Source organism: Acinetobacter sp. ACNIH2, assembly GCF_002934965.1.
Lineage (GTDB): Bacteria > Pseudomonadota > Gammaproteobacteria > Pseudomonadales > Moraxellaceae > Acinetobacter > Acinetobacter tandoii.
Window position 1 is genome coordinate 1,719,513 of sequence record NZ_CP026412.1, and the last position, 25,903, is coordinate 1,745,415.

Sequence of the window (25,903 nt, forward strand, 5' to 3'; positions counted from 1 at the left end):
ACTATGTTGACTTTAGAAAGAAAAAACCGATTCCATATCAGGGATGCTTTGTCGGGTTTAGTGGTGTTTTTGGTGGCATTACCGCTGTGTTTAGGTATTGCTCTTGCATCAGGTGCTCCCATTATTTCAGGGATTATCTCAGGAATTATTGGTGGTATAGTTGTTGGGCTTTTGAGTGGCTCACACATTAGCGTTGCAGGTCCAGCAGCGGGGCTAACGGCAGTGATTCTAGTGCAATTGGATCAATTAGGCGGCAATTATGCCGCTTTTTTATTGTGTATTATTTTTGCAGGTCTACTGCAAATTGGTTTTGGTTTACTCAGGCTTGGTTTCTTTGCCAACTTTATTCCCAATAATGTCATTTTGGGGTTATTGGCGGCTATTGGAATTATTCTGATTCTCAGCCAATTGCCCTATCTATTGGGTTTCTCCAATTTCTCATGGCAACAGCTCTGGGGAGGTCAAATTCACACTGTGTTTACCACAGTCGATGCTGGTGCGGCACTGATTGGCTTATTCAGCTTATTGCTGATCTTGATGTGGGATTGCAGCCCACTGAAAAAATACAATATTCCTTCCGCATTGATGGCTGTCGTTTTGGCCGCAGGAATCAATTATCTGTTAGTCGCTACTCAATCTCCTTGGGCAGTGAGTACGTCAAATTTAATCCAATTACCCAACATTTGGCAGGCACCTGAGCAGGTATTGATGGGACCTGACTGGCGTTATTTAACTGAACCCTTAATTTATACAGGAGCACTGACTTTAGCCGTGGTCGCTTCTTTGGAAACTTTGCTCAATCTGGAGGCGGCGGACAAGTTAGACCCATATAAACGCTCGTCACCTCCAAATCGTGAATTGTGGGCACAAGGCATTGGCAATGTGGTTTCGGGCGCTGTTGGGGGGATGCCATTGACTTCGGTGATTGTCCGTAGTTCGGTCAATGCCAATTCAGGCGCGCGGAGTAAGTACTCCAGTGTGATTCATGGGCTATTGCTGTTGTTGGCCGTGCTATGTTTTGTGCCGTTGATGAATATGATTCCCTTATCGGCATTGGCTGCCATTTTATTAGTGACGGGCTTTAAACTCACGCATCCAAAGTTGTTCCAACAGCTATATCAAAAGGGTTGGAAGCAGTTTGTGCCATTTATTATTACCCTGATAGCGATTTTACTGACTGATTTGTTGATGGGGATTCTGGTCGGGTTATTCTGTAGTGCGGCTTTTATTCTGTACGGGAACTTTTATAAAGGTGTCAGAATTTATAAAGAGCATCATTTGCATGGTGTCGTGACTCGTATTGAACTACCGTCTCAAGTCACTTTTTTGAATCGTTCAGCCCTCATTTCAGCGCTGGAGCATATTCATGCAGGTGAACAGTTAATTATTGATGCCACACAGTCGGAATCGATTGATGCGGATATCTATCAGGTCATTCAGGATTATCAAGCTGAAACAGCACTGAAACGTCAAGTTGATGTGAAATTGATTGGCTTTAAACAACATTATCAAGAACTGGATGATGCGGCTCTCGATATTGATATCAGCACTGCCGAATTACAGCGTCAATTGAGTCCAGCACAAGTAATTGATTTACTTAAAGCAGGGAATGAACGTTTCGTTCAAAATGACCGCTTGCAACGGGATATCTACCGTCAGCTCCGTGTCACGGCTGATCAAGGTCAGCACCCGATTGCAGCAGTATTGGGCTGTATGGATTCGCGTGCGCCAACAGAAATGTTGTTTGATGTCGGGATTGGAGATCTGTTTAGTTTACGGATTGCAGGGAATATTGCGGGGCAAAAGGTGTTAGGTTCGCTCGAGTTCGCCTGTCAGGCCAAAGGCTCTAAAGTGATTGTGGTACTAGGGCATACCGACTGTGGTGCAGTCAGCAGTGCTTGCCAATTACGCTTACAGCAGAAACAAATTGCAGAGGTGAAAGAGATGCCGCACATTCAATATGTGTTGGGGCCTTTAATGCAATCGGTTAACAGTGTGTATCAGATTATGCAGCCACGTGAGCTGAATAAAGCTTTCTTGGATCAAGTTACGGCACTGAATGTGTTGTACAACATGCAATATATTCAGCAACACAGTAGCGTGTTGGCGGAGATGTTAGAGCAAGGACAAATTGCAATTGTCGGTGCAATTTATGATGTGCAAACGGGTCGGGTCAATTTTCTGGAAACCTAAAGGCGTATTAAGCGTTTAAGGGAGATGAATTACAGAATGTATGCAGTTTGAAATCTAAATACAGCCATAAAAAAGCCTGTCATTGGACAGGCTTTTTTATATCTTTGGAACTTACCAATGTTCTCCTGGGAACAGGCGAGCATACGCTTTTTGTACCCAATTGAGGCGTTCCTGTTTTCCAATCGATGCAGAAGAGCTTGGGAACAAGTTATAGCCAATCGACATAAACATATTGTTAATATCTGGGGCAATGGCATAGGTAATCGATGCTAAACGACCAAGATTTGTCGCAATTTTCTTCGGACGCTTCACAATCGCATAAGCAATTAGGTCAGCCGCTTGTTCAGGAGACAGCGTAGGCACATATTTATAAATTTTGGTTGGTGCAATCATCGGTGTGCGAACCAATGGCATATAAATTGAAGTAATAGCAATTTTATGTGCATGTGCTTCTGCAGACAGACAGCGACTAAATGCATCTAGAGCTGCTTTAGAGGCGACATACGCCGAGAAACGAGTTGCATTGGCTAATACACCAATCGAGCTGATATTAATGATTTGACCGCCTTTACGATCCATCATATGAGGAAGTAAGTTCAGCACCAAACGGACAGCACCAAAATAATTCAATTGCATGGTACGTTCAAAATCATGAAAGCGATCAAGTGATTCGTGGACGGCACGACGAATAGAACGGCCTGCATTATTAATTAAAATATCAATATGTTCCACAGATGCTAAGATTTCTTTAGAGACAGCATCAATGGCTTCCATGTCATTCAGGTCACATGGGAATACTGACGCCTTGCCACCTTTGGCTTCAATTTCGGCCTTGACTTCATCTAAAGTTTCTTTGGTACGTGAGACGAGGAGGACATGTGCCCCTGCATCGGCAAGACGATGTGCTGTAGTTAAGCCAATGCCGCTAGATGCGCCTGTAATGAGGACGGTTTTACCGTGGATACGGTCCTGAAAGAGTTTCTCTAATTTTGCTTTCACGCTGTGTTTCCCTGATTAGAATTTAGTTCACTTAAATCCTAAATTGTCTTTATTTTATTGGAGAACTTAGTTCACATTATTCCATGAGTTGACTAAAACTCACACGCATAATGATAACCAATATAATGAAAAAAGCTATAAATAAGTCTTTGAATTTACAAATAAAATTAGAGTAATTGCTCTATTTTAAATCTATCTTTTCTTAATTATTAACACGATTTTATTTAAATTCCAAGAGATAATGTTGAAAAATCAAGACCTCTGTTGAGGTCTTGATCGGTTATTTAGACTTTTGCCAAAGCTTGCTCTAGATCGGCAAGTAGATCATCAATATGCTCAATCCCAACAGATAAACGAACCATATCGAGACTGACACCTGCTGCTTTCAGCTCATCTTCATTGAGTTGACGATGTGTGGTCGTTGCAGGATGGCAGGCTAAGCTTTTTGCATCACCAATATTGACTAAGCGTGTGAAGAGTTGTAGTGCATCAATAAAACGCGTCCCACCTTCACGGCCATCTTGTACCCCAAAGGATAAAATCGCAGAGGGCTGACCTTTGACATATTTTTGCGCCAAGCCGTGTTGAGGATGATCTTTCAAGCCTGCATAGTTGACCCATTTCACTTTTGGATGATTCTGCAAATATTCTGCCACTTTCTGAGCATTGTACGTATGACGTTCCATACGCAGGTTCAGCGTTTCTAAGCCTTGTAGAATCAAAAACACACTGAGTGGACTGATGGCGGCACCTGTATTGCGTAGTGGTACCACACGTGCACGAGCGATATAAGCGGCTTCACCTAAAGCTTCGACATAGTTCACGCCGTGATAACTTGGGTCTGGCGTATTCAGCACTTTAAAGCGTTCAGGATATTTACCCCAAGGGAACTTGCCACTGTCGACAATTGCACCGCCAATCGAGTTGCCATGCCCGCCAATATATTTGGTGAGTGAATGAATCACAATATCCGCACCATATTCAAATGGTTTCAGCAGTGCAGGAGTCGCAACGGTATTATCGACAACAACAGGCACACCATATTCATGCGCGATTTTGGCAATGGCTTCTAGATCAATAATATTTCCGAGTGGATTACCAATCGATTCAACAAAGACCAGTTTGGTTTTTTCATCAATTAAACCGTGTAAAGCTTCTGGGTTTTGATAATCAAAGAAACGGACTTCAATACCTTGTTTCGGCAAGGTATGCGCAAACAGGTTATAAGTACCACCATAGAGGGTAGAAACTGAGGCGATATTGTCCCCCGCTTCGGTAATGGTTTGTATCGCATAGGTAATGGCAGCCATACCAGAAGCTAACGCCAATGCACCAATACCACCTTCGAGTGCGGCCAAACGCTGTTCCAGCACTGCCGTGGTTGGATTCATAATTCGGGTGTAAATATTGCCTTGGACTTTAAGGTCAAATAAATCTGCACCATGTTGTGTATTATCAAAGGCATAAGAAGTCGTTTGATAAATCGGTACGGCCACAGCTTTAGTAGTGGCTTCAGGGCTATAACCTGCATGAATGGCTAAAGTTTCGTCTTTATAGGTCATGAACTTCATCTATGTGAGTTAAATTTTGCACAGTCTATCATTAATGAATATGATGGAAAGCGTGAAAATAATGAATATTTATCTAAAAAATTCATAAAGATGAGCTTTAAGTCACTGTTTATCTATAGAAGAGTGGGATAAAGGCAGTGTTTAAAAAATCAGCGTGATCAAAGTTGTAACATTGCATTGAAGATCGGTTTGATGCCTTATTTTTTCAACGTATTCATCGTATAATGCCCGCAAATATTTTTCGCTTCTGGCGATTTTTTGGTTTTTCTATTGAGGAGTCCTACGTGGCCCAATATATTTATACGATGAACCGAGTGTCTAAAATGGTTCCGCCTAAGCGCGAAATCTTAAAAGACATCTCTTTGTCATTTTTCCCAGGTGCAAAAATTGGTGTACTTGGTTTAAACGGTGCAGGTAAATCGACCTTGCTTCGTATTATGGCGGGCGTAGACAAAGATTTCTCTGGTGAAGCGCGTGCTCAACCGGGTATCAAAATCGGTTATTTAGAGCAAGAACCACCGCTCGATCCAAATAAAGATGTACGTGGCAACGTTGAAGATGGTTTACGTGAACCATTGGATGCCTTGGCGCGCTTGGATGAAGTATTTGCTGAATATGCAGCTGAAGATGCAGACTTCGATAAGCTTGCAAAAGAGCAAGAAAAATTAGAAGCCATTATCCATTCATGGGATGCGCACAACCTCAGCAACCAAATGGATCAAGCAGCAGCAGCCTTGAACCTTCCAGCTTGGGATGCAGATGTAACGTTGCTTTCAGGTGGTGAACGTCGCCGTGTTGCACTTTGCCGTTTATTATTGTCTAAACCAGACATGTTGCTTCTCGACGAACCGACGAACCACTTGGATGCAGAGTCTGTATCTTGGTTAGAACGTTTCTTGAAAGACTTTCCAGGTACGATTGTGGCGATTACGCATGACCGTTACTTCTTGGATAACGTTGCTGAATGGATTCTTGAACTTGACCGTGGTATGGGTATTCCATATCAAGGCAACTATTCTGCTTGGTTAGAGCAAAAGAATGCCCGTTTAGAGCAAGAACAGAAACAAGAAGAATCTTTTGCGAAAGCATTGAAAAAAGAACTTGAATGGGTTCGTTCAAATGCCAAAGGCCAGCAAAAGAAAAACAAAGCGCGTATGGAACGTTTTGAAGAACTTAACTCGCGTGAGTTCCAACAACGTAACGAAACTTCAGAAATCTATATTCCACCTGGTCCACGCCTAGGCAATAAAGTGGTTGAAGTAGAAGGCATCAGCAAATCATTTGATGGTCGTTTGTTGTATAAAGATTTAACCTTCACGGTTCCACCAGCGGCAATTGTCGGTATTGTGGGGCCAAACGGTGCAGGTAAAACCACACTATTCCGTATGATGACGGGCGAACAGCAGCCTGATACGGGTACTGTGACTCTAGGTGAATCGGTTAAAGTCGCTTATGTGGGTCAGATCCGTGATACTTTGGATAACAACAAAACTGTTTGGGAAGAAGTGTCTGGCGGTTTGGATATCTTAAGAATTGGCGAATACGAAATTGCATCACGTGCTTATATTGGTCGTTTTAACTTTAAAGGCCAAGATCAGCAAAAACGTGTAGGTGAGTTGTCTGGTGGTGAGCGTAACCGTTTACAATTGGCGAAAATCCTGCAAATGGGTGCGAACGTAATCTTACTGGATGAACCATCGAACGACTTGGATATTGAAACTTTACGTGCGCTTGAAGATGCAATTCTTGTATTCCCTGGTACGGTAATGGTGGTATCGCATGACCGTTGGTTCCTTGACCGTATTGCGACACACATCTTGTCATTTGAAAATGAACAGCCTGAATTCTTCACAGGTAACTATGCTGAATATGAAGCATACCGTTTGGCTCGTTTAGGTGAAGATGCGGTACAAAAACGCACCAAATACAAAAAGATTGGTGGTTAATTTCCACTAATAAAAAACCAGCCTTCGGGCTGGTTTTTTTATGCATGTGTTTTAAGAAAAAGCCAATTCACTATAGGCATCATACAAACAGCGTTTTGCGTCAGGATGACCATCTTGTGCGGCTTTTTTTAACCACTGCTCGGCTTTATCATAATTACGATCTAAACCCAGTTGACCATTTAAATAGCCAATCCCCATTTTAAATTCAGCTTCGGGGTGACCGCGTAAAGCAGAGCGGAGAAAATACCACATCGCATTACGGCTGTTACTGGACGACATTGGGCTATGGTCGATCTGTATAGGGGCTGCCATTTGCAAGACATTTTTTTGCATGAACACATGGTAATGTTCACATAATGCCAGTTGCTCAAAATGCAATCCACATTGATATTCGTGTTCACCTGCATGATCAAATACAGGTGTTACCAAGTCGTGATAGGAAGTGTGAAATAACAGTGTCCATACTGTTTTGAGGTATTCCATATTCATCTTCGCCTCCTTGTTACTGACAACATTAGTGGTCATTATTTAATTTAAACGTTTTGGCACTCAGATGTATTAAATTATTGTAACAAAATGGTTTTTATTGGTGTGTGCTGTGAATAGCATGATGAATATTGGTGGTGTAATTTTATTACATCCATGAAGCTGCTATAGTGTCGGCAAGTTGTAATGATCGTATTTTATCTTGTGAAACGCTCTCATGTTTTTATCACCTTATTGCTGAGTTTGTTCATGTTTCAAAGTCTTTGGAACGTGGCAGCGGCATTTTGTGTGCATGAAGAGTCAAAGAGCGTGAGAGTGATGCCACATTTTGGACATCATGTTACTGCCAGTTGCGAGTCAAAATCGCATGGAATGGCAAAGAAAAGTACGACACAACCTACATCTTCCTTCGATTTAGCTGACTTTACGCAAGATGATCATAGTGATCATTTACCTTCTTTTGCACATATCATGCTGACAGAAGCACAGCATTCAGCTTTATCTCCTGTCTTTATTCCCAAATTGGTTCAGGTTCAGTTTAACTGGCAAAATCTGTATCAATCGCCCCATTTATCCCTCACTAACCCACCTCCTGTTTTAACCCCGCTATAGGTGGGGTAGCCGAAAATATTGCCCACCACTAATTTTTAACTTTAGTGGGGCATCAACATGTCTTTTAAAACTTCGAAAGTTCCAGATTTCGATCCTATACGTGTGTCTATGCGTGCAATAGGCTTGGTACTGAGCGTAGCACTTTGCAGTTCGCCTGTATGGGCAGGTGAGCAGCCACAATTACTCACTTTGTCACAAGCCATACAACGTTCAACAGATTATCAACAGACTCAAGGTGTGTGGAAAACGCAACAACAAATTGCGACTGCGCATATAAAACAGGCAAAGCTGTGGATAAATCCAGAGTTGTCCATAGAGCAAACGGGCTTTAATTCCGATCAAGATCGGGAACTGGCATTGGGTCTTTCTCAGCGTCTGGATATTTTTGGCGAACGCAAAGCGAATCAGAAACGCGCCAAAATTGCTGAACAGCAAATCGGACTAAAACAGCAAATCTATTTAGCACAGTTAGAGTTGGCTGTTAAATATTTATGGTCACAATTGGCGATCTATGAATTGGAACGTCAGGTTATTCAAGAGCAATTACAGGTCAGTGAAGAAAATCTAAATGCCATTACAAAGCGTTATCAGGCAGGGAGTGTAGCGCAGGTTGATGTTGATCGTGCTTGATTAAGTCATGCCGAAAGTTTGCATTTATTCCGACAGGCTGATTTACAAGTCCAACTGGCAAAACAGTATTTATCGAGTGCTTGGGGAGAGCGGGATCAGTCGGTGGCTGTTGCTCTCAATCCGTCACACTTATGGCCTACAACGACAGCTCAGCAAGTCCAGCAGCATTTAGCCGCCAATTTAATGGAAAAAAATCGACAATTATTGTTGCTTGATTCACATGCCAAAATTGAGCAATTGAAAGCCCAAGCACGTCCTAGCCCTACTGTGAATGTGGGTGTGAATCGCAGTCGATCAGTAGAAACGAATGCGGACAATGCATTAGTGGTCGGTGTTTCCATTCCTTTAAATCTCTTTGACCGTCAGCAATATAGCAAGGAAATCGCACAGGCGCAGCAAACTCAGCTAGAGCAGCAACAGGAATTTTATCTGAAGCAAAATGCCTTGCAGGTTGGGAATTTATTGACGGAATTGCAAGGTCTAGACGTACAGTTTCGTGCATTGCAACAGACGCAATTGCCTTTGGCTCAAACAGTTCAACAAAAGACGTTGCAAGGGTTTAAGGTCGGTAAATTTGCACTTTTGGATGTGCAGCAAGCCACTTTACAGTTGCAAGAAGTTCGTATGCGTAAAGTTCAGTTGTTGAAAGATGCTTGGCAGTGCGCCCTTGCAGCAGAAAGCCTCAGTTTAGGTATTGATCCTAGTCAGGTCATGAACAAAGATGCGATTGCACAATTAAATCAAAGCCTGTGGCAAGACACACAGGCATTATCAGATATTGGTGGGGGAAATTAACATGTTGAATTTTAAAAATAAGAGATTGAATCAACAGGGAAAAATCTCCCAAAAACTGTTAATGATATTGGTCGTTATGATTACGGCAGTAGTGTCCATAGCGGTGTTGTTCTTTACACAAAAGTCATCTACGAAGGAAGATGAGCACGGACACGCTGAAGCAGAAGAACATGCAGATGAAAAAGGTCATGAAGAATCGGAGGAACATGAAGCCGCAATTGCCTTAACGGTTAAACAGGTGACTGAACAAGGGATTCAACTGGCTGTTGCAGAGTTGGGTCCTGTCGTGAAATCGGCAGCCTATCCTGCCAAGTTGGTGGTAAATACTGACTACCAAGCACATGTAGCACCTGCATTTGCTGGGCATGTCGAAGCCGTCTATGTCGAATTGGGGCAGCAGGTCGCGAAAGGACAAGCACTCGCCAGTTTATTGGTCCCAGATTTGGTGGATCAGCAAGCCAGTTTACAAGTGGAACAAGCCAATTTGGAATTGGCACGTCAAGACTACGAGCGCGAGAAAAAGTTATGGTCAGAAGGTATTTCTGCCAAGCAGGATTATCAACGTGCCTATAACGCTTATCAGCAAGCGCAGATTCAAGTTAAGGCAACACGCTCTCGTTTATCTGCTTTTGGTGCTCAGGTAAATAGCCAAGGGCGTTATGTACTCAAGGCACCCATCGCAGGAATGATTAGTCAGAAAGATCTGGTGGTGGGCGAGAATGTCCAATTGGCAGATCAATTGTTTGTGATTGACCAGTTGGATCAATTGTGGCTGGAATTTATTGCGCCAAGTAGTGAATTTGCCACAATTGTGCCAAATCAAAATATTGAGTTTAAATCCTTACAAACAGGGAATGTATTTAAGGCACAAATTCAAAGCTTAAATAGTCAAGCTGATGCGCAAACGGGGCGTCTACAAGTCCGTGCAAAAGTCTTGTCCAATGCAGCAGAATTACGTCCAAATTTAATGGTGAATGTGCAGTTACAACAGCAACAAGTGCAGCAGGGTTTACGTATTCTTGCTAGTGCGGTACAGCAAGTGGAAGGGAAAGATGCGGTGTTTGTGGCAACGCAGCATGAACAAAAGCTTGAATTTATGCCTCAAGCTGTAACTTTGGGCGCTCGCTCTAGTGATGGTCAATGGATAGAGGTGCAATCTGGTTTAAATAAGGGACAACAATACGCAGCACAAGGCAGTTTCTTACTCAAGTCTGAATTAGAAAAAGGAGAGGCGAGCCATGCACACTAAACCACCGCTTCCGCCAGAGGTTGAAACGGCACAGCTTACTTCAGACGGTTTACCTCCGCCAGAAGGATGGTTTGACCGTATTATCCAGTTTTCTATTCGCAATGCCATTTGGGTCATGCTCTTTGTATTGACTTGGATTGGGGTTGGGATTTACAGCTATCAACAATTGCCAATTGATGCTGTGCCCGATATTACCAATACGCAGGTGCAAATTAATACCCAAGCCACAGGTTTTACCGCATTAGAGGTCGAACAACGAATTACCTATCCCATAGAGAATGCCATGGCAGGTTTGCCTGAATTACAGCAAACCCGTTCCATTTCACGTTATGGTTTGTCTCAGGTCACCATTATTTTTCAGGATGGCACCGATATTTACTGGGCAAGACAGTTGATTAATCAGCGTCTACAAGAAGCACAGGCGGAACTTCCTGAAGCCATTATTCCGACCATGTCGCCTATTTCCACGGGATTGGGGGAAATTTATCAATGGGTCATTAAGGCAGAACCGAATGCGCGTAAGGCAGACGGTACAGCGTATAGCGCGATGGATTTACGTGAAATTCAGGACTGGATTGTTCGTCCACAATTGCAACGTGTCGCAGGTGTTGCGGAGGTCAACTCAATTGGTGGGTATAACAAAACCTATGTGGTCACTCCAGATTTACAACGCTTACAGCAATTGCAAATTCCACTCAGTGAGTTACAAACTGCGCTGACTGAAAATAATGAAAACCGTGGTGCGGGTTTTATTGAACAGAATGGGCAGCAGCTTACGGTACGGGTGCCAGGTACACTCACGGACATCAAAGCGATTCAAAATGTCAGCATTAGCAATAAAAATGGTTTTCCAATTCGGGTGGCTGATGTTGCTACAGTGTCCATTGGGCATGATTTACGTACAGGTGCAGCAACCTATAACGGAGAAGAGACGGTATTGGGCATCGCCATGATGATGATGGGCGAAAACAGTCGCACCGTCGCCCAAGCCGTAGATGCCAAATTGAAACAGGTTCAACAGTCTTTACCTCAAGGTGTGGTCATTGAAACCGTCTATGACCGTACCAGTCTGGTCGATCGTGCGATAAAAACCGTACAGAAAAATCTGGTCGAAGGCGCGATTTTGGTCATCGTGATTTTGTTTTTATTTCTGGGGAATTTCCGCGCTGCACTGATCACCGCCTGTGTGATTCCACTTTCCATGCTATTTACCTTAACAGGAATGGCGCAACAGAACATCAGTGCCAATTTGATGAGTTTGGGTGCACTGGATTTCGGCATCATCGTAGATGGTGCTGTGGTGATTGTGGAAAACTGTATTCGCAGATTAGCAGAAGCCCAGCATCGACATCGACGCTTACTGACTCGCTCCGAACGTTTCCGAGAAGTATTTTTAGCAGCGAAACAGGCACGACGACCCTTAATTTTTGGGCAACTGATTATTTTGGTGGTGTATTTCCCGATCTTTGCGTTGTCTGGGGTAGAAGCCAAACTGTTTCACCCCATGGCAATGACGGTTGTGTTAGCCCTGATCGGTGCCATTCTTCTCTCGATCAGTTTTGTCCCTGCCGCGGTAGCATTATGGGTCGCAGGAGAGATCAAGGAAAAGGAAAGTCGCTGGATGCTCTGGCTCAAGCAGCAGTACACACGATTACTGAATTGGGCGTATGAATTCAAAGCCTTGGTACTGACCCTTGCCTTGTGTATTTTATTTTTTACAGGTGTACTTGCCACACAGGTGGGGAGTGAGTTCGCACCGCAATTGAGTGAAGGGGATTTTGCGGTACAACAAATGCGTTCACCCAGTACAGGCCTAGAACAGTCTTTGCGTATGCAGGAAAATACTGAAAAGCTACTGTTAAAAAAATTTCCTGAAATCAAGGCAATTTTTGCGCGTACAGGAACCGCAGAAGTCGCAACTGATGTGATGCCACCCAATATTTCCGATGCGATTGTATTGTTAAAGCCACGTGAGCAATGGCCAGACTCCAAAGAAAACCTCGATGAGCTACGTCAACGTATGATCGCTTTTCTGGCGACTTTACCTGGCAATAACAGTGAGTTTTCTCAACCGATTGAACTGCGTTTTAATGAGCTGATTTCGGGTGTACGCAGTGATGTTGGCGTTAAGATTTTTGGCGATGATATGCAGGTGCTGAATCAGCAGGCGACGCAGATTGCAGAAAAAATTCAGCGGATTTCGGGCGCAACGGCGGTCAATGTTGAGCAAACTAGTGGTCTTCCTTTATTGAATGTAGAGGTGAACCCAGCCTTAGCGGCGCAATATGGTTTGTCGGTCAAAGCGATTCAAGATTTGGTGGCGACCAGTGTGGGTGGTCAAAATATTGGACAAATTCTACAAGGTGATCGACGCTTTGATTTTGTCATTCGTTTAGACGATCAACAGCGAACGCCTGAACATTTAGCCGTATTACCGTTACAAACCGCAAATGGAGGACTCATTCAACTACAAGACGTGGCTAAAGTTGAAACCATTTTGGGCATCAATCAAGTGAGTCGTGAAGATGGTAAACGCCGTATGGTGGTGACCGCCAATGTCGAAGGGCGTGATTTGGGTTCATTTGTACAGGAGCTGCAAACGACGCTGGCAGAGCAGCCTTTACCTGAAGGTTATTGGTTAGATTATGGTGGGCAGTTCGAAAATTTAATCTCGGCTAAAAACCGGATGCTCTGGGTAGTTCCGTTGGCCTTAATTGCAATTTTTATTCTACTCATGGCCGTGTTTCATAACATCAAAGAGAGTTTGTTGGTGTTTACTGGGGTGCCATTTGCGCTGTGCGGTGGTTTGATTGCTTTATGGTTGCGTGATATTCCACTTTCAATGTCAGCAGGTGTAGGTTTTATTGCTTTATCAGGTGTTGCCGTCTTGAATGGTCTGGTCATGCTGACCTTTATCAAAGAGCTAAGACAGCATTTAGATATTTACCATGCTACATGGCAAGGTGCAATTTTGCGTTTACGCCCCGTGTTGATGACGGCTTGTGTTGCTTCATTGGGGTTCATTCCCATGGCTTTGGCGACAGGAACAGGGGCGGAAGTACAACGGCCTTTAGCAACAGTCGTGATTGGTGGAATTTTATCTTCGACGATGCTGACCTTGGTGCTGTTGCCAATTTTGTATCGTTGGATGCATGAAACCAAAGCACCTTAAATGAAAGATGCCTTGATTCGTTTTGAATCAAGGCATTGTTGAGTCTTAAGAATTTGCTTGAGCAACATGGACACTGATAATAGTTGCGTACTGATTTTTCGGCGTCGCTTTGTTATCGAATTTTTCAGACACTTCGATCAAGTAATTTCCTGCATGTGGAAAAGTAATATTGGCACTGCCATTATTTTGTACAGGAATGCTGAGTGCTTGAGCTTCTGTTGCACCTTGGGCACGAACCACTAACTCAGCCTGAGCTAAAGGTTTGTTGGCTTTATGAATTTGGAGCTGAACCGCTTGCTGCGCGATGAGTTGATTTGGATGGGTAGAAAAATTGACTTGAATCGGTGCTGAACTCGCAGCAATCGCAGAAGTCAATTGTTTACTGATATAAGTCTGCAAGGTCCATTCACGAACGGTGTCTACTTTTTTGGGTAATTTGCCCTTAAAGTCGCTAGCAATCACATAATCACGCTCACTTAAAGGCGGGACTTGATCTGTTGTAGCATCGGCTAAAATTTTCCATTGTTTATTATGCTGAACATATTGGATCGGGTAACTGGTCTTGGCAAAAACTGTATAGGTGCCTTTTTCGGGTAGAGGTAAATCAAAGATGGTGGCCGATTTTAAGGTCGTTGTGGGCTGTAAGGTGGCTTGCTTTTGGTCGGGTTGAATAATGGTAAATTGTGGATCTTGGACTGCATATTCTGCATGTAGGGCTTGCTCTGCATAAGCTGCAATAATAGGAATTTGGGTGTTATCTGTGACAAAGGCCAATGGAGCGACATAAGGTTCATGTGCAAAACTATAGCTGTTCAGCATTACCGCAGAAAGAATAACAATTTTTTTCATAACAGAATTCCAATTTCAAAAATGATGCGAGAAGATGAATGAAGATGTAGCCAATAAATTAAATATGCAAATGATAATTATTTTCATGTATTTTGCAAAGTAAAATATAGGGTGTAGGTCGAAGCTGGCCACGTTGACTGAAATAAGAATGAATAGAGGCAACAATATGAGTGGATCGCATGGGCATGATCATACACATGCAACCGTGACTGAAAAAAATGCAAAGAAGTTAAGTTTTGCTTTAGCGCTGACCAGTATTTTTTTAATTATCGAAGTCATTGCGGGTTTTATCACGCAGAGTCTGGCATTGCTCTCGGATGCGGCACATATGTTTACCGATGCAGCAGCACTCGCGATTGCTTTGGTTGCTATTAAAATTGGTAAATTGCCTGCGGATAACAAACGGACCTTTGGTTATCAGCGTTTCGAAATTTTAGCAGCTTTATTTAATGCACTGATGTTGTTTCTGGTTGCCATGTATATTTTATACGAAGCCTATCAGCGTTTTAGTCATCCTCCAGAAATCCAAAGTATGGGGATGTTGGTCGTAGCCGTCATTGGTTTGATCATTAATTTAATTTCCATGCGCATCTTGTTTTCTAGTGCGCAGGAAAGTCTGAATGTGAAAGGTGCTTATTTGGAGGTTTTGAGTGATGCCTTGGGTTCAGTCGGCGTGATTATCGGGGCAATTGTGATTTATTTTACCCAATGGTATTGGGTGGATACGCTGATTGCGGTCTTGATTGGTTTTTGGGTTCTGCCCCGGACATGGATTTTACTCAAACAGAGCATTAATATTTTATTGGAAGGGGTACCCGAAGAAATTGATATAGAGCAATTACGCCAAGATTTGCTGCAATTGCCTAACGTTGAAAGTATTCATCAACTTAAGGTCTGGGCTATCAGTTCTAAAAATATTCATCTTACTGTACACCTTTACGCCCCACAAGCCGATCAAAAGCAGTTGTATCAGGTAGCTTCCGCGATGCTGCATCAGCAACATGGCATTGCCGAAATGACCTTACAGATTGAAGATGATGAATGTCTGGCACATGCACACAGCCAGCCACATACGCATCAGTCGCATGAGCATGTTCACACGGAACACGAAGTAGAGAATCCTTCACATCAGCATTAAGCTGATGTGAAATGCTGTGGATGAATAGTTAGATTTCCCACTCATGCTCGCATTCGCGGCATTTCCATTTTTTCTGTGACTGCATGAAGGCTTGCATCGAAATTTTAAAATCAGGTAAATCACGATAAAATAGAAAGCCAGCAACGGCACAGATCACAAATACCACAACCGTTGCAATTTGCAGGGTTGAGCCTGCACCATCACCAAATAACCACATGGCAATGCTGATTAATACCAAAAGCAACAAGACAAAAATAGAAGGAACAAGAAAGACTAAACTTTTAGGGACAACTGGACGTGCCGCAGGTGCATTGGCTTGGGCAACAGGCATAATCTTCGGACTTTGGCATTTTGGGCAACGGTATTGCATTTCAGCTCCATCATTTTTATCTGGGTTTATTTTAGCGGAATGTTGCACATAGCCAAAATAATTCAGGCAATTTTATGTTGTGTTGAGGCAATAAAAAAGCCACTGTTGAACAGTGGCTTTTTTGAATTTGGCGTCCCTACGGGGATTCGAACCCCGGTTACCGCCGTGAAAGGGCGATGTCCTAGGCCTCTAGACGATAGGGACTTATGAGGCAACACAGGTAAAACGATTTTTGGTGGAGTCAAGCGGGATCGAACCGCTGACCTCTACAATGCCATTGTAGCGCTCTACCAACTGAGCTATGACCCCAGTCTGTGTGAGCGCAATATTAGGGATATTCTGCCCACACGTCAACAGCTAATTTAATTAGGCTTGTTCAATTGCATCATTTTTCGGCAATTTCAGGCTTTCATTTAATTTTTCCCATACTTTCGCTTCTTTTTTGCTCGGTGCACCCACAATTTCCAGTGCATGACGTAAACGAGCGAAGGTTAAGTCTGGGCCTAAAGTCACCATCGATTGCATAACTGGGGTCGAAGAAGTCGAACCTGCAATCGCAATAAAGAAAGTCGGCATGAAGTCACGGAGCTTAATGTTCATCTGGTTGGCTAAATCCATCAGGATTTGACTCACCGTGTCATTGTTCCATGTGAACTGGCTTTCTAAACGCCAAATGGCAAACTGTAAACTTTGACGCACTTGTTCTTCAGTCAATTTCTTGCTTTCAAACTGTTCCTTGCTAATTTGAGGCATATGATTGAAATAGAAACCTGCCCAATTCACAGCTTCAGAGAGCAAGTGAATACGTGGCTGAATTGCGGCTGCAATATCTTCTAAGGTGTTGCGGTCACTTTTCCAGCTCAACAGACGATCGAGTAACTGACCAGGAGTGAGGGATTTAATCCATTGACCATTCAGCCAATTAAGTTTTTCCACATCAAAAATTGGACCACCTAAAGACACACGTTTCACATCAAAGTGTTCAACCATGTCATTTAAGGTAAAGACTTCACGTTCGTCAGGCATTGACCAGCCCATACGACCCAAGTAGTTCAAGAGTGCTTCAGGCAATACACCGATGTCACGGTAGTAGTTGATTGAGGTTGGGTTTTTACGTTTAGACAGTTTTGATTTGTCTGGGTTACGCAACAATGGCATGTGGCACAGAGTTGGCATCTCCCAACCAAAATATTGGTAAAGTAACTGGTGTTTTGGTGCAGATGGCAACCATTCTTCACCACGAAGTACATGGGTGATTTCCATTAAGTGATCATCAACCACGTTTGCCAAGTGATAAGTTGGCAAGCCGTCGGTTTTTAATAACACTTGCATGTCGACTTGCGCCCAAGGAATTTCGACCTCACCGCGCAATAAGTCATTAATTTTACACACGCCTTCTTCAGGTACTTTCATACGAATTACGTGTGGTTCACCCGCTGCAAGGCGACGTTGCACTTCTTCTTGGGTAAGTTTTAAGCCACGACCATCATATTTTTGTGTTTCGCCGCGTGCTTGTTGTTCTTCACGCATTTGATCTAGTTCTTCAGCCGTGGCGAAGCAGTAGAATGCATGACCTTTTTCGACCAAATCTAAAGCATATTGTTTGTAGATATGCATACGCTCCGATTGGCGATAAGGTGCGTGAGGTCCGCCCACGTCTGGTCCCTCAGACCAATTCAAACCTAACCAGCGTAAAGAATCTAAAATCATTTTTTCAGATTCAGGCGTTGAGCGAAGTTGGTCGGTATCTTCAATACGTAAGATAAATTCGCCGCCGTGTTTTTTAGCAAAACACATGTTAAATAACGCGATGTAGGCAGTTCCTACATGAGGAAACCCTGTAGGGGAGGGAGCAATACGGGTACGAATAGTCATAACAATATTTTCAAAAGATAAACTGAGGCTATTATAACGAAAAAGCCCAATCACTTAATGCTAAATTCAACATTTGTGATTGAGCTTTACACCAATTTTTAAGGGGGGAAAATTGGTAGTTCAGATTAGGAATTATTTTGCGGGAAAATTGATTGTAAGAAACGAGAGAAGCGTTCGTTCTGTGTGGCAAAGAAACTTTGGGTCGGTGCAACTTTAATTGCGGTCAACATCTTCAAGTTATTGTCTGTCTGCAAATAATTGTCACCTTGCTTTTGCTGATTGAGAGCTTTCTCAATCAAAGAGACTTTTTCAGAGGCAACGCTTTTATTCATGGTTGCTTTAATGGCAGCCGTATGACCAGTCTGCGCCATCAGACCTAAGCCAAGGCTGAGGCAAATAGCTTGAAAATAGTGTAAGTTCATCTCGAATTCCCCTTTAACTCAATATGTTGAGAACTTTTTTATAAAATAGTGTTCTACATACTATAGCTACAATTTAAACATCTTTAGAAACAAAAAAGTAGACTTACGTCACACTTTTTACAAAAAGATAAGAAAATCTAAGCGATTCTACGCATCATTGTTACAGTAATGTTGATGTCTTGCTGTTTTAACAAATAAATATGAAGACATCATGAAGATTGTAATATTGTGACAAATTTTAGACCATTTCATGAAATGATTTCAGCATCTTTCTTTGTATATATTGCAACATTTGGTATATCTGAAAATTAGAAAAACTATGAATAAATGCTTATAGCCACATGATTGTGAAAACTGTTTATTAAAAATATAGTGCAAAAAACAGTCATTAGAGTCCAAAAATGAATAAATCTCTCTTTGCATTAGGAATTGCGTTTTTAGCTGGGGTTTCGGGGCACGTCTTTGCAGCAAAAAGTTTCTTGAATGTATCTTATGATCCGACCCGCGAATTTTATCAAGAGTACAACAAGGAATTTGGTCAATACTGGAAGCAGCGCACGGGTCAGGACATTGAATTTAAACAATCTCATGGGGGCTCTGGCAAGCAGGCACGCGCTGTGGCAACAGGTTTAGAAGCCGATGTCGTAACTTTGGCCTTGGCCAATGATATCGATGAAATTGTGAAGGTGGGTTATATCGATAAAAATTGGCAAAAAGAATTTCCAAACAATTCGGCTCCCTATACTTCAACCGTCGTTTTTTTGGTGCGTAAGGGCAATCCTAAGCATATTAAAGACTGGAATGATTTGGTAAAGCCGGGCGTAGAAATTATTACGCCTAACCCAAAAACTGGTGGAGCACCACGTTGGATTTATTTGGCGGCATGGGGTTATGCCTTGAAACAACCTGGAGGCAATGATGCCAAAGCACGTGAGTTGGTCAAAAACCTGTATCACAATGTCAAAGTCTTAGATTCAGGCGCGCGAGGTTCTTTAACCACCTTTGCTGAACGTGGTATAGGTGATGTGTTGCTGTCTTGGGAAAACGAAGCTTTGTTGGCAACGAAAGGTTTGGGTAAAGGCGAGTTTGAAATCGTTTATCCTTCGATTTCTATTTTGGCGGAACCTTCAGTCGCGATTGTTGATCGAACCGTTGATAAAGATGGTAATCGCAACTTAGCCAAGGGGTATTTAAATTATTTGTATTCCCCGAAGGGGCAAGATTTAGCAGCAAAATACTATTTCCGGCCACGCAATGCACAGGCAGCAGCCAAGTATGCAGCCCAATTTCCAAAAATCAAATTATTCACGATTGGTGATGTATTTGGTGGTTGGGCAAAAGCGCAACAAACACATTTTGTAAATGGTGCGATCTTTGATCAGATTTATAATCAAAACAATTAAGATAGCTTAAAACTGTATAAAAAAGTCTCGACCAGAGGCTTTTTTTGCTTGGTGAATACAATAGAAACGGTTTTCTCTATAGAAAGTAATATTTCCCTACAAAAAGACGTTTGGAGCTTTACTAAAACAAGGTAATAATGTGCAGTTAAATTTTTGGTACTTTGATTGCACTGTTATGTCTCATATTTCTGTATTACTTCATGAAACTGTGGATGCCTTATTGGCAGGCCGAAATACAGGAATTTACGTCGATGGCACCTTTGGTCGAGGGGGACATACCCGATTATTGCTTTCAAAACTCGACGCTAATGCGAAAGTTTATGCTTTCGACAAAGATCCACAAGCGCTTGCAGTGGCGGCTGAATTGGCAGCAGAAGATTCTCGTTTTCACATTATTCATGCTAGTTTTGCAGATTTACAACCAGAGCTTGCCACTTTAGGGTTAACGCAAGTCGACGGTGTCATGGCAGACTTGGGGGTTTCTTCACCGCAGTTAGATCAGGCTGAACGTGGTTTTAGCTTTATGCAGGATGGTCCTTTGGACATGCGTATGGACAACTCGCAAGGACCGACTGCGGCAGAATGGCTGATGCAGATTGAGGAAGAAGCTTTAGCGAATGTGATTTTCCAATATGGTGAAGAGCGTTATAGCCGTCGCATCGCTAAAGCAATTAAAGCAGCAGGTCAAATTGATACCACGCGTCAGTTGGCAGAAATTGTAAAAGTAGCACATCCAAAGTGGGAAAAAAATAAACATGCTGCAACGCGTACATTTCAGGCAATACGTATTGCGATTAATAAAGAATTAGAAGATATTGAAGCTTTCCTACCTCAAGCGGTTGAGGTGTTAAAACCAGAAGGTCGTTTAGCAGTCATTAGTTTCCATTCCCTAGAAGATCGACTGATTAAACAATTTATTCAAAAAGAATCGACTTTGGCAGAAGACACAGGATGGGGTCTACCACAACAACAGCAAGATACCCGTCGTTTGAAAAAAATTGCACGTGTGCGTGCGAGTGAAGAAGAAGTGAAAGCCAATCCACGTTCACGAAGTGCTTGGCTTCGTGTTGCGGAACGCTTAGTTTAAAAGGCAAACAATGAAAACTGAAGCAGTCGAAAAGAAAGCGGAAAAATTTCGGACGAAAAAATATATCACTTATGCTTGCCTGTTAATTTTGGTTTTCATTAGTGCAATTATGGTGGTCTTTCAGGTATTTGAATATCGACATGACTATCGTGAGCTAAGTTCATTTATGCGCGAGCGTGATGACTTAAATGCCGAGTGGGGGCGATTGTTAATTGAGCAGCAGACCTTTGGTGCAACCGCACAAATTGGAACTCGTGCAGTGACTCAGTTACGTATGTATTCTCCGCCTGCCGCACAAACGGTTGTGATTTCTTTACCAATGACTTCAGATGAAAATAAATAAGGCTAGCTGTATATGGTAGACAAGCAGACTAAGCAACCACGTAAAAAACAGCAGTCAATTACGGGTAAAAATGCCATTAGTGTAGAGATGTGGCGTTTTTATCTGATGTGGGCCGTGGTGTTACTGTGCTTTTTGGCATTGGTCGGTCGTGCATTCTATGTGCAAGTGATTAACCGTGACTTTTTACAAAATAAAGCCAATGCCAATATTTTACGGACTGAAAAACTCAAAGCAATGCGTGGCGTGATTTATGATCGTCATGGTGTGCCTTTGGCAATCAGTACCCCTGTAATGAAAGTCGTGATTGATCCACGTGACTATTTTGATAATAAAAAATTATTTGATGACATTACTGCTGAATTGGCGAAAGATCCGCATAACCGAAAATTAAAGCGCCAATTGCCAGAAAAGAACCTTAATCTGGATGAGTTGGCTGATGCTGTTGGGATGGATCGGGCAGAGCTTAAGAAAAAACTATATGAACGTCCTCGCTCTCGCTATTTAGTGCTACAAAAAGAAATTCCGCCACAGCAGGCTGAGTTGATTGAAAAGCGCGAATTCCAAGGCGTCTATACCGAAAAAAATTATAAGCGATATTATCCGCAGCCACAGCCGAATGCACAAATTATCGGCCTGACCAATAGTGAAGGCGTGGGTATTGAAGGTTTGGAAATGCAGCTCAACAAACGCCTTGCGGGTGTGGATGGCGAGCAGCAAGTGGTACGTGATAAGAAAGGCAACCGTGTAAAAGACCCAGAGATCGTGAAAGAGGTGGAGTCAGGGGAAAATATTACCCTGAGTATCGATTCACGCCTGCAATATATTTTATACCGTGAACTGACTGCCGCGGGTGTGGCGAACAATGCACGTTCGGCATCAGCAATTGCTGTAGATGTAAAAACGGGTGAAATTTTGGCGATGACCAGTTGGCCATCATATAACCCAAATGATAAAAATGGTTTGGCAAACAAGGATGCTATGCGTAACCGTGGTGCAACAGATATGTTTGAACCAGGTTCAACCATGAAACCATTAACAGTGGCTATGGCATTGGAAACAGGGAAATACATGCCAACAACCGTAGTGAACACATCACCAGGGTCTATGCGAGTAGGTAACCATACTATTCGTGATACTCATAACTACGGACAACTGACTTTGGCAGGGATTATTCAGAAATCGTCTAACGTAGGTGTGGCGAAAATTGCCTTATCTTTACCTTATGCAACTTTACCGACTTTTTTAAAGCGAGTGGGTTTTGGTCAGCGTTCAGCAGTCAAATTTCCGGGTGAAAGTTCAGGTATGGTGCTTCCACCAAGCAAGTGGAATGTATCTGAGGTTGCGACCATGGCGTATGGTTATGGGATTAACGCAACTGTACTGCAAATGGTCGATGCGTATGCCATGTTAGCCAATCATGGGGTAAAAGTTCCACTTAGCCTGTATAAGTTAGAAGAACCGCCTAAAGGTCAACAAATGATTGATCCGAAAATTGCCGATCAAGTGTTGTTGATGATGGAAGCGGTGACACTACCAGGTGGTACAGCACGTCAAGCCAATATACCGGGTTATCGTGTAGCGGGTAAAACAGGGACTGCACATAAATTACGTGCGGACCGTAAAGGTTATTCGGAAAAAGAATATCGTGCATTATTTTCAGGGGTTGCGCCTGTGAGTGATCCACGTCTCGCTATTTTTGTAGTCGTGGAAAATCCGCAAGGTCAATATTATGGTGGCTTAGTTGCTGCACCTGTCTTTGCTCGAGTGATGCAAGAGTCACTCCGTTTAATGAATGTGCCTTTAGATAAGCCTTTAGACACACCAAAAATCCAGTAATAGGTGCTAAATGTCAATTACATTTCAAGAACTGCATCCTTCTGATCAGATCGCTGGATGGATGAATCAACCTTTTCAAGGCTTTTGTTTAGACAGCCGTTATGTGCAAGCAGGGCAAATTTTTATTGCCCTTAATAGCTTGAGCCAGCCTGAGAAAACTGTGCAATTTGCTCAAGCAGCATTGGACAAAGGTGCTGTGGCTATTATTAGTGAAACTGAGCTGGGGCTTTCTCCAAGTTTAGTGGTGCCTGATGTGCGTCATTTAATGGGCACATGGCAAAAACAATATTTGCAAGCGGTATCGCCAACCGCAGCACTACAGATTTTGGCTGTGACAGGTACAAATGGCAAAACGACAATTTCACGTTTGGTTGCAGAATTGTTGATGTTGCAAGGACAACCTTGCGCAGTGATGGGTACTACAGGCAATGGCATACTTCCACATCTGGAAAGCTCTTCACATACCACCTTGGATGCCTTGCAGTTGCAAAATGCTTTGCATGGTTATGCGAAACAAGGTGCAAAATTTGCTTCAATTGAAGCAAGTTCGCATGGTTTAGAGCAAGGTCGTTTAACGGGTTGTGCAATTGAAATTGCAGCGTATAGCAATTTAAGTCGTGATCATTTGGATTATCACGGTACGCTCGAGGCCTATGCTGAGGCGAAGGCTCGACTATTCCAATTCACCTCATTAAAAGTAGCCGTCATTAATCTTGATGATGAATATGCGCCTATCATGCTCGCCGCCGCACAAGCTAATCCAGCAAAACCGCAGATTTTGACGTATTCCATGACGCAAGCCGCAGATTATCAAGTTCAAGATATTGAATATAGTTTGTCTGGCGCGCACTTTAGTTTGATGACCACTCAAGGCCAGTTCACAGTACAAAGCCCATTGCTTGGACATTTTAATATCGAAAATTTAGTGGCGAGTTTGATTGTGGCACAACAAGCAGGCTTTGATTTGGCGCAGTTGATTGCAACAGTCCCTCAGCTCAAGGGTGCACCAGGACGTATGCAGGTGATTCGTGATGATGCACGCCTATTTGTGGTGGATTATGCGCATACACCAGATGCCTTGGTACAAGTCTTAACTACTCTAAAACGTCATGTAGAGCAGAATTTATGGGCGGTGTTTGGCTGTGGTGGTGATCGAGATCGGGGGAAACGCCCACTGATGACTCAAGCAGCTTTAAATGGTGCAGATGTGGTGCTGTTAACCTCAGATAACCCACGGACGGAAAATCCTGAACAGATTTTTGCCGATATGAAGGCAGGTATTGATTTCTCTGGCCATGTGGTACATGAGATACATGACCGTCGTGAAGCAATTAAATTTGCGGTAAAAACTGCACAAGCAGGTGATATTGTCGTAATCGCGGGCAAGGGGCACGAGAACTATCAAGAAATTGAAGGTGTTCGTCACTGGTTTGATGATGTGGTTGAAGTACAGGCGGCGATTGATGCACAACATCTCGCCACAAATTCAGCATATCCCGCGCAATAGGAAATTAAGATGCATACTTCAACCACCAGTACGGTTCCTTTAGAACCTTGGACTGCGACAGAATTACTAGAAGCAACTCAAGGCTATTGGCTGCATGATCGGCAGCCAAGTGGTGAAATTAAACGAATTTTGACTGATTCACGTCATGCGGAACACGGTGATGCATTTTTGGCGCTCAAGGGTGAGCGTTTTGATGCACATGATTTTGTTGTGAAAGTTGTGCAGCAGGGCTGCGAGGTAGCAATTGTCAGTCATCCTGTAGATGCTGATATTTGTCAGTTGGTCGTGCCTGATACGCGTTTGGCTTTAGGGCATTTGGGAGCTTATCGACGTTCGCAACAGCAAGACTTAAAAGTGATTGCTTTGACAGGCAGTAGTGGTAAAACCACGACCAAAGAAATGCTTGGTAGTATTTTATCGCGTCTTGCGCCAACTTTAATTACACGCGGTAATTTGAACAATGATTTGGGTGTTCCGATGATGTTGTTGGAGTTACGTGCAGAGCATCGTTACGCTGTTATGGAGTTGGGTGCAAGCCACCAAGGCGAAATTGATTACACTTCACAATTGGTTCAACCTCATGTAGCAGGTATTCTAAATATTGGCACAGCGCACTTGGGCGAGTTTGGCGGACGTGAAGGCATTTGCCGTGCCAAATCTGAAATTTATGCCCATATTGCACCGACAGGTACTGCCATTGTACCCGCAGCTGACGATTTTACCGATCAGATTCGCCAAGTCATACAAACTGAGCATGTGTTGAGTTTTGGTCAGGGCGGCGATGTCTATGCTTCAGATGTAGAGTTACAACCGCAATCTGCACGTTTTAATTTGCATACACCACAAGGTGAACGAGTCGTGAATTTACCCTTTGCCGGTGAGCATAATGTGCAGAATGCGACAGCCGCTGTTGCCTTTGCGCTCGCGATTGGTATTGATTTAGATGACATCGTGCTTGGTCTTGAGCAAGCACAAGGTGCTAAAGGTCGCCTGAATTTTATTCAGAAAGCACCTTATTTATTCATTGATGATACCTACAATGCCAATCCTACTTCGATGCGTGCAGCAGGTGAAGTGCTTGCACAGCAAGAGGGTATACGTGTGATGGTGATTGGTGATATTGGTGAGCTTGGTCAAAGTGCGGCACAGCAACATTATATGCTGGGGCGCGACTTGGTCTCGATCAAGGGGATTAACTTTGTTGTCGCAGTCGGTGAATTTTCACCTGCAACGCAAGAAGGTGCGCGCAGTACCCAATATGGTAAAAAATTACAGGCATTCTTGAGTCAAGAACAAGCCTTACCGTTTTTAATTAGTTTAGTCGAAACACATCAACCCCAGTCGATGAGTTTCCTGTTTAAAGGTTCTCGTTATACCCATATGGAAACCTTAATGACTGACTTGATGGAGAAACTCTAAA

Annotated in this window: 19 protein-coding genes, 2 tRNA genes and 1 pseudogene; 13 read left to right on the plus strand and 9 right to left on the minus strand. The window is 43.0% G+C overall.

Annotated elements, in window-relative coordinates:
- Window positions 1-3: 3 nt before the first annotated feature.
- Window positions 4-2,193, plus strand: a complete 2,190-nt coding sequence (locus tag C3F34_RS08025) for a SulP family inorganic anion transporter (protein WP_104441378.1) — start codon at window positions 4-6, stop codon at window positions 2,191-2,193.
- A gap of 111 nt (window positions 2,194-2,304) precedes the next feature.
- On the opposite strand, the gene C3F34_RS08030 is transcribed toward C3F34_RS08025, so the two are convergent.
- Both C3F34_RS08030 and C3F34_RS08035 read right to left on the minus strand, forming a co-directional pair.
- Window positions 2,305-3,192: an SDR family NAD(P)-dependent oxidoreductase gene (locus C3F34_RS08030; RefSeq protein ID WP_104441379.1), complete on the minus strand. Its 888-nt coding sequence runs from the start codon at window positions 3,190-3,192 to the stop codon at window positions 2,305-2,307.
- Between the two features lie 284 nt (window positions 3,193-3,476).
- On the minus strand, window positions 3,477-4,754 hold the full coding sequence (locus C3F34_RS08035; RefSeq protein ID WP_044737337.1) for an O-acetylhomoserine aminocarboxypropyltransferase/cysteine synthase family protein: 1,278 nt from the start codon (window positions 4,752-4,754) through the stop codon (window positions 3,477-3,479).
- A 293-nt stretch (window positions 4,755-5,047) separates the two neighbouring features.
- On the opposite strand from C3F34_RS08035, the gene ettA reads away from it, so the two are divergent.
- Window positions 5,048-6,709 carry an energy-dependent translational throttle protein EttA gene (ettA, locus tag C3F34_RS08040; RefSeq protein WP_044737336.1) on the plus strand — a complete coding sequence of 554 codons (1,662 nt, stop codon included), beginning with the start codon at window positions 5,048-5,050 and terminating at the stop codon, window positions 6,707-6,709.
- A 51-nt stretch (window positions 6,710-6,760) separates the two neighbouring features.
- On the opposite strand, the gene C3F34_RS08045 is transcribed toward ettA, so the two are convergent.
- Entirely contained in the window at window positions 6,761-7,198 is a 438-nt protein-coding gene (locus C3F34_RS08045) for a tetratricopeptide repeat protein (RefSeq protein ID WP_044737335.1), read from the minus strand.
- A 246-nt stretch (window positions 7,199-7,444) separates the two neighbouring features.
- Between C3F34_RS08045 and C3F34_RS08050 the strand changes: the two genes are divergently transcribed.
- From C3F34_RS08050 to C3F34_RS08065, 4 genes and pseudogenes are all read left to right on the plus strand, one after another.
- Window positions 7,445-7,807 carry a cation efflux protein, CzcI-like gene (locus C3F34_RS08050; protein WP_044737334.1) on the plus strand — a complete coding sequence of 121 codons (363 nt, stop codon included), beginning with the start codon at window positions 7,445-7,447 and terminating at the stop codon, window positions 7,805-7,807.
- A 108-nt stretch (window positions 7,808-7,915) separates the two neighbouring features.
- Window positions 7,916-9,232: pseudogene (locus C3F34_RS20760) on the plus strand (TolC family protein).
- Window position 9,233: 1 nt separating this feature from the next.
- Entirely contained in the window at window positions 9,234-10,481 is a 1,248-nt protein-coding gene (locus C3F34_RS08060) for an efflux RND transporter periplasmic adaptor subunit (protein WP_104441380.1), read from the plus strand.
- Window positions 10,471-13,653: an efflux RND transporter permease subunit gene (locus C3F34_RS08065; RefSeq protein ID WP_104441381.1), complete on the plus strand. Its 3,183-nt coding sequence runs from the start codon at window positions 10,471-10,473 to the stop codon at window positions 13,651-13,653. The genes C3F34_RS08060 and C3F34_RS08065 overlap by 11 nt, the downstream gene beginning before the upstream one ends.
- Before the next feature lie 45 nt (window positions 13,654-13,698).
- Here C3F34_RS08065 and C3F34_RS08070 read toward each other — a convergent pair whose 3' ends face one another.
- A complete protein-coding gene (locus C3F34_RS08070; RefSeq protein ID WP_104441382.1) occupies window positions 13,699-14,502 on the minus strand; it encodes a DUF4198 domain-containing protein in 804 nt (267 codons plus the stop codon).
- A gap of 166 nt (window positions 14,503-14,668) precedes the next feature.
- Here C3F34_RS08070 and C3F34_RS08075 point away from each other — a divergent pair, with 166 nt between their 5' ends.
- Window positions 14,669-15,640, plus strand: coding sequence for a cation diffusion facilitator family transporter (locus tag C3F34_RS08075; protein WP_104441383.1), 972 nt, complete (start codon window positions 14,669-14,671; stop codon window positions 15,638-15,640).
- A gap of 28 nt (window positions 15,641-15,668) precedes the next feature.
- Here C3F34_RS08075 and C3F34_RS08080 read toward each other — a convergent pair whose 3' ends face one another.
- The 5 genes from C3F34_RS08080 to C3F34_RS08100 form a co-directional block, all read right to left on the minus strand.
- A complete protein-coding gene (locus C3F34_RS08080) occupies window positions 15,669-16,010 on the minus strand; it encodes a hypothetical protein (RefSeq protein ID WP_016168721.1) in 342 nt (113 codons plus the stop codon).
- 128 nt (window positions 16,011-16,138) lie between these two features.
- Window positions 16,139-16,214, minus strand: a tRNA-Glu gene (locus C3F34_RS08085).
- A gap of 29 nt (window positions 16,215-16,243) precedes the next feature.
- Window positions 16,244-16,319, minus strand: a tRNA-Ala gene (locus tag C3F34_RS08090).
- Between the two features lie 57 nt (window positions 16,320-16,376).
- Complete coding sequence (gltX, locus tag C3F34_RS08095; protein ID WP_104442317.1) at window positions 16,377-17,885, minus strand: glutamate--tRNA ligase; 1,509 nt, start codon at window positions 17,883-17,885, stop codon at window positions 16,377-16,379.
- Between the two features lie 125 nt (window positions 17,886-18,010).
- Window positions 18,011-18,307: a hypothetical protein gene (locus C3F34_RS08100; RefSeq protein WP_016168719.1), complete on the minus strand. Its 297-nt coding sequence runs from the start codon at window positions 18,305-18,307 to the stop codon at window positions 18,011-18,013.
- A 401-nt stretch (window positions 18,308-18,708) separates the two neighbouring features.
- On the opposite strand from C3F34_RS08100, the gene C3F34_RS08105 reads away from it, so the two are divergent.
- From C3F34_RS08105 to C3F34_RS08130, 6 genes are all read left to right on the plus strand, one after another.
- Window positions 18,709-19,710: a sulfate ABC transporter substrate-binding protein gene (locus tag C3F34_RS08105; RefSeq protein ID WP_104441384.1), complete on the plus strand. Its 1,002-nt coding sequence runs from the start codon at window positions 18,709-18,711 to the stop codon at window positions 19,708-19,710.
- Window positions 19,711-19,885: 175 nt separating this feature from the next.
- Entirely contained in the window at window positions 19,886-20,797 is a 912-nt protein-coding gene (rsmH, locus tag C3F34_RS08110; RefSeq protein WP_104441385.1) for a 16S rRNA (cytosine(1402)-N(4))-methyltransferase RsmH, read from the plus strand.
- 10 nt (window positions 20,798-20,807) lie between these two features.
- The gene (gene ftsL / locus C3F34_RS08115; RefSeq protein WP_016168716.1) at window positions 20,808-21,140 is read left to right on the plus strand and encodes a cell division protein FtsL; all 333 of its coding nucleotides are present in this window, start codon (window positions 20,808-20,810) and stop codon (window positions 21,138-21,140) included.
- Between the two features lie 12 nt (window positions 21,141-21,152).
- Window positions 21,153-22,976: a penicillin-binding protein PBP3 gene (gene ftsI, locus C3F34_RS08120; protein WP_044739702.1), complete on the plus strand. Its 1,824-nt coding sequence runs from the start codon at window positions 21,153-21,155 to the stop codon at window positions 22,974-22,976.
- Window positions 22,977-22,986: 10 nt separating this feature from the next.
- Window positions 22,987-24,483 (plus strand): UDP-N-acetylmuramoyl-L-alanyl-D-glutamate--2,6-diaminopimelate ligase, encoded by a 1,497-nt coding sequence (locus C3F34_RS08125; RefSeq protein WP_044739701.1) that lies wholly within the window; start codon window positions 22,987-22,989, stop codon window positions 24,481-24,483.
- A gap of 9 nt (window positions 24,484-24,492) precedes the next feature.
- Window positions 24,493-25,902, plus strand: coding sequence for a UDP-N-acetylmuramoyl-tripeptide--D-alanyl-D-alanine ligase (locus C3F34_RS08130; protein ID WP_044739700.1), 1,410 nt, complete (start codon window positions 24,493-24,495; stop codon window positions 25,900-25,902).
- The last annotated feature ends 1 nt before the right edge of the window (window position 25,903 follow it).

Bases quoted from the DNA above. Each gene is read 5' to 3' on its own strand.
- C3F34_RS08025 (WP_104441378.1), top strand. From the start codon at position 4: ATGTTGACTTTAGAAAGAAAAAACCGATTCCATATCAGGGATGCTTTG.
- C3F34_RS08035 (WP_044737337.1), bottom strand. From the start codon at position 4,754: ATGACCTATAAAGACGAAACTTTAGCCATTCATGCAGGTTATAGCCCT.
- C3F34_RS08045 (WP_044737335.1), bottom strand. From the start codon at position 7,198: ATGAATATGGAATACCTCAAAACAGTATGGACACTGTTATTTCACACT.
- C3F34_RS08050 (WP_044737334.1), top strand. From the start codon at position 7,445: ATGTTTCAAAGTCTTTGGAACGTGGCAGCGGCATTTTGTGTGCATGAA.
- C3F34_RS08060 (WP_104441380.1), top strand. From the start codon at position 9,234: ATGTTGAATTTTAAAAATAAGAGATTGAATCAACAGGGAAAAATCTCC.
- C3F34_RS08065 (WP_104441381.1), top strand. From the start codon at position 10,471: ATGCACACTAAACCACCGCTTCCGCCAGAGGTTGAAACGGCACAGCTT.
- C3F34_RS08070 (WP_104441382.1), bottom strand. From the start codon at position 14,502: ATGAAAAAAATTGTTATTCTTTCTGCGGTAATGCTGAACAGCTATAGT.
- C3F34_RS08075 (WP_104441383.1), top strand. From the start codon at position 14,669: ATGAGTGGATCGCATGGGCATGATCATACACATGCAACCGTGACTGAA.
- C3F34_RS08080 (WP_016168721.1), bottom strand. From the start codon at position 16,010: ATGCAATACCGTTGCCCAAAATGCCAAAGTCCGAAGATTATGCCTGTT.
- gltX (WP_104442317.1), bottom strand. From the start codon at position 17,885: ATGACTATTCGTACCCGTATTGCTCCCTCCCCTACAGGGTTTCCTCAT.
- C3F34_RS08100 (WP_016168719.1), bottom strand. From the start codon at position 18,307: ATGAACTTACACTATTTTCAAGCTATTTGCCTCAGCCTTGGCTTAGGT.
- C3F34_RS08105 (WP_104441384.1), top strand. From the start codon at position 18,709: ATGAATAAATCTCTCTTTGCATTAGGAATTGCGTTTTTAGCTGGGGTT.
- rsmH (WP_104441385.1), top strand. From the start codon at position 19,886: ATGTCTCATATTTCTGTATTACTTCATGAAACTGTGGATGCCTTATTG.
- ftsL (WP_016168716.1), top strand. From the start codon at position 20,808: ATGAAAACTGAAGCAGTCGAAAAGAAAGCGGAAAAATTTCGGACGAAA.
- ftsI (WP_044739702.1), top strand. From the start codon at position 21,153: ATGGTAGACAAGCAGACTAAGCAACCACGTAAAAAACAGCAGTCAATT.
- C3F34_RS08125 (WP_044739701.1), top strand. From the start codon at position 22,987: ATGTCAATTACATTTCAAGAACTGCATCCTTCTGATCAGATCGCTGGA.
- C3F34_RS08130 (WP_044739700.1), top strand. From the start codon at position 24,493: ATGCATACTTCAACCACCAGTACGGTTCCTTTAGAACCTTGGACTGCG.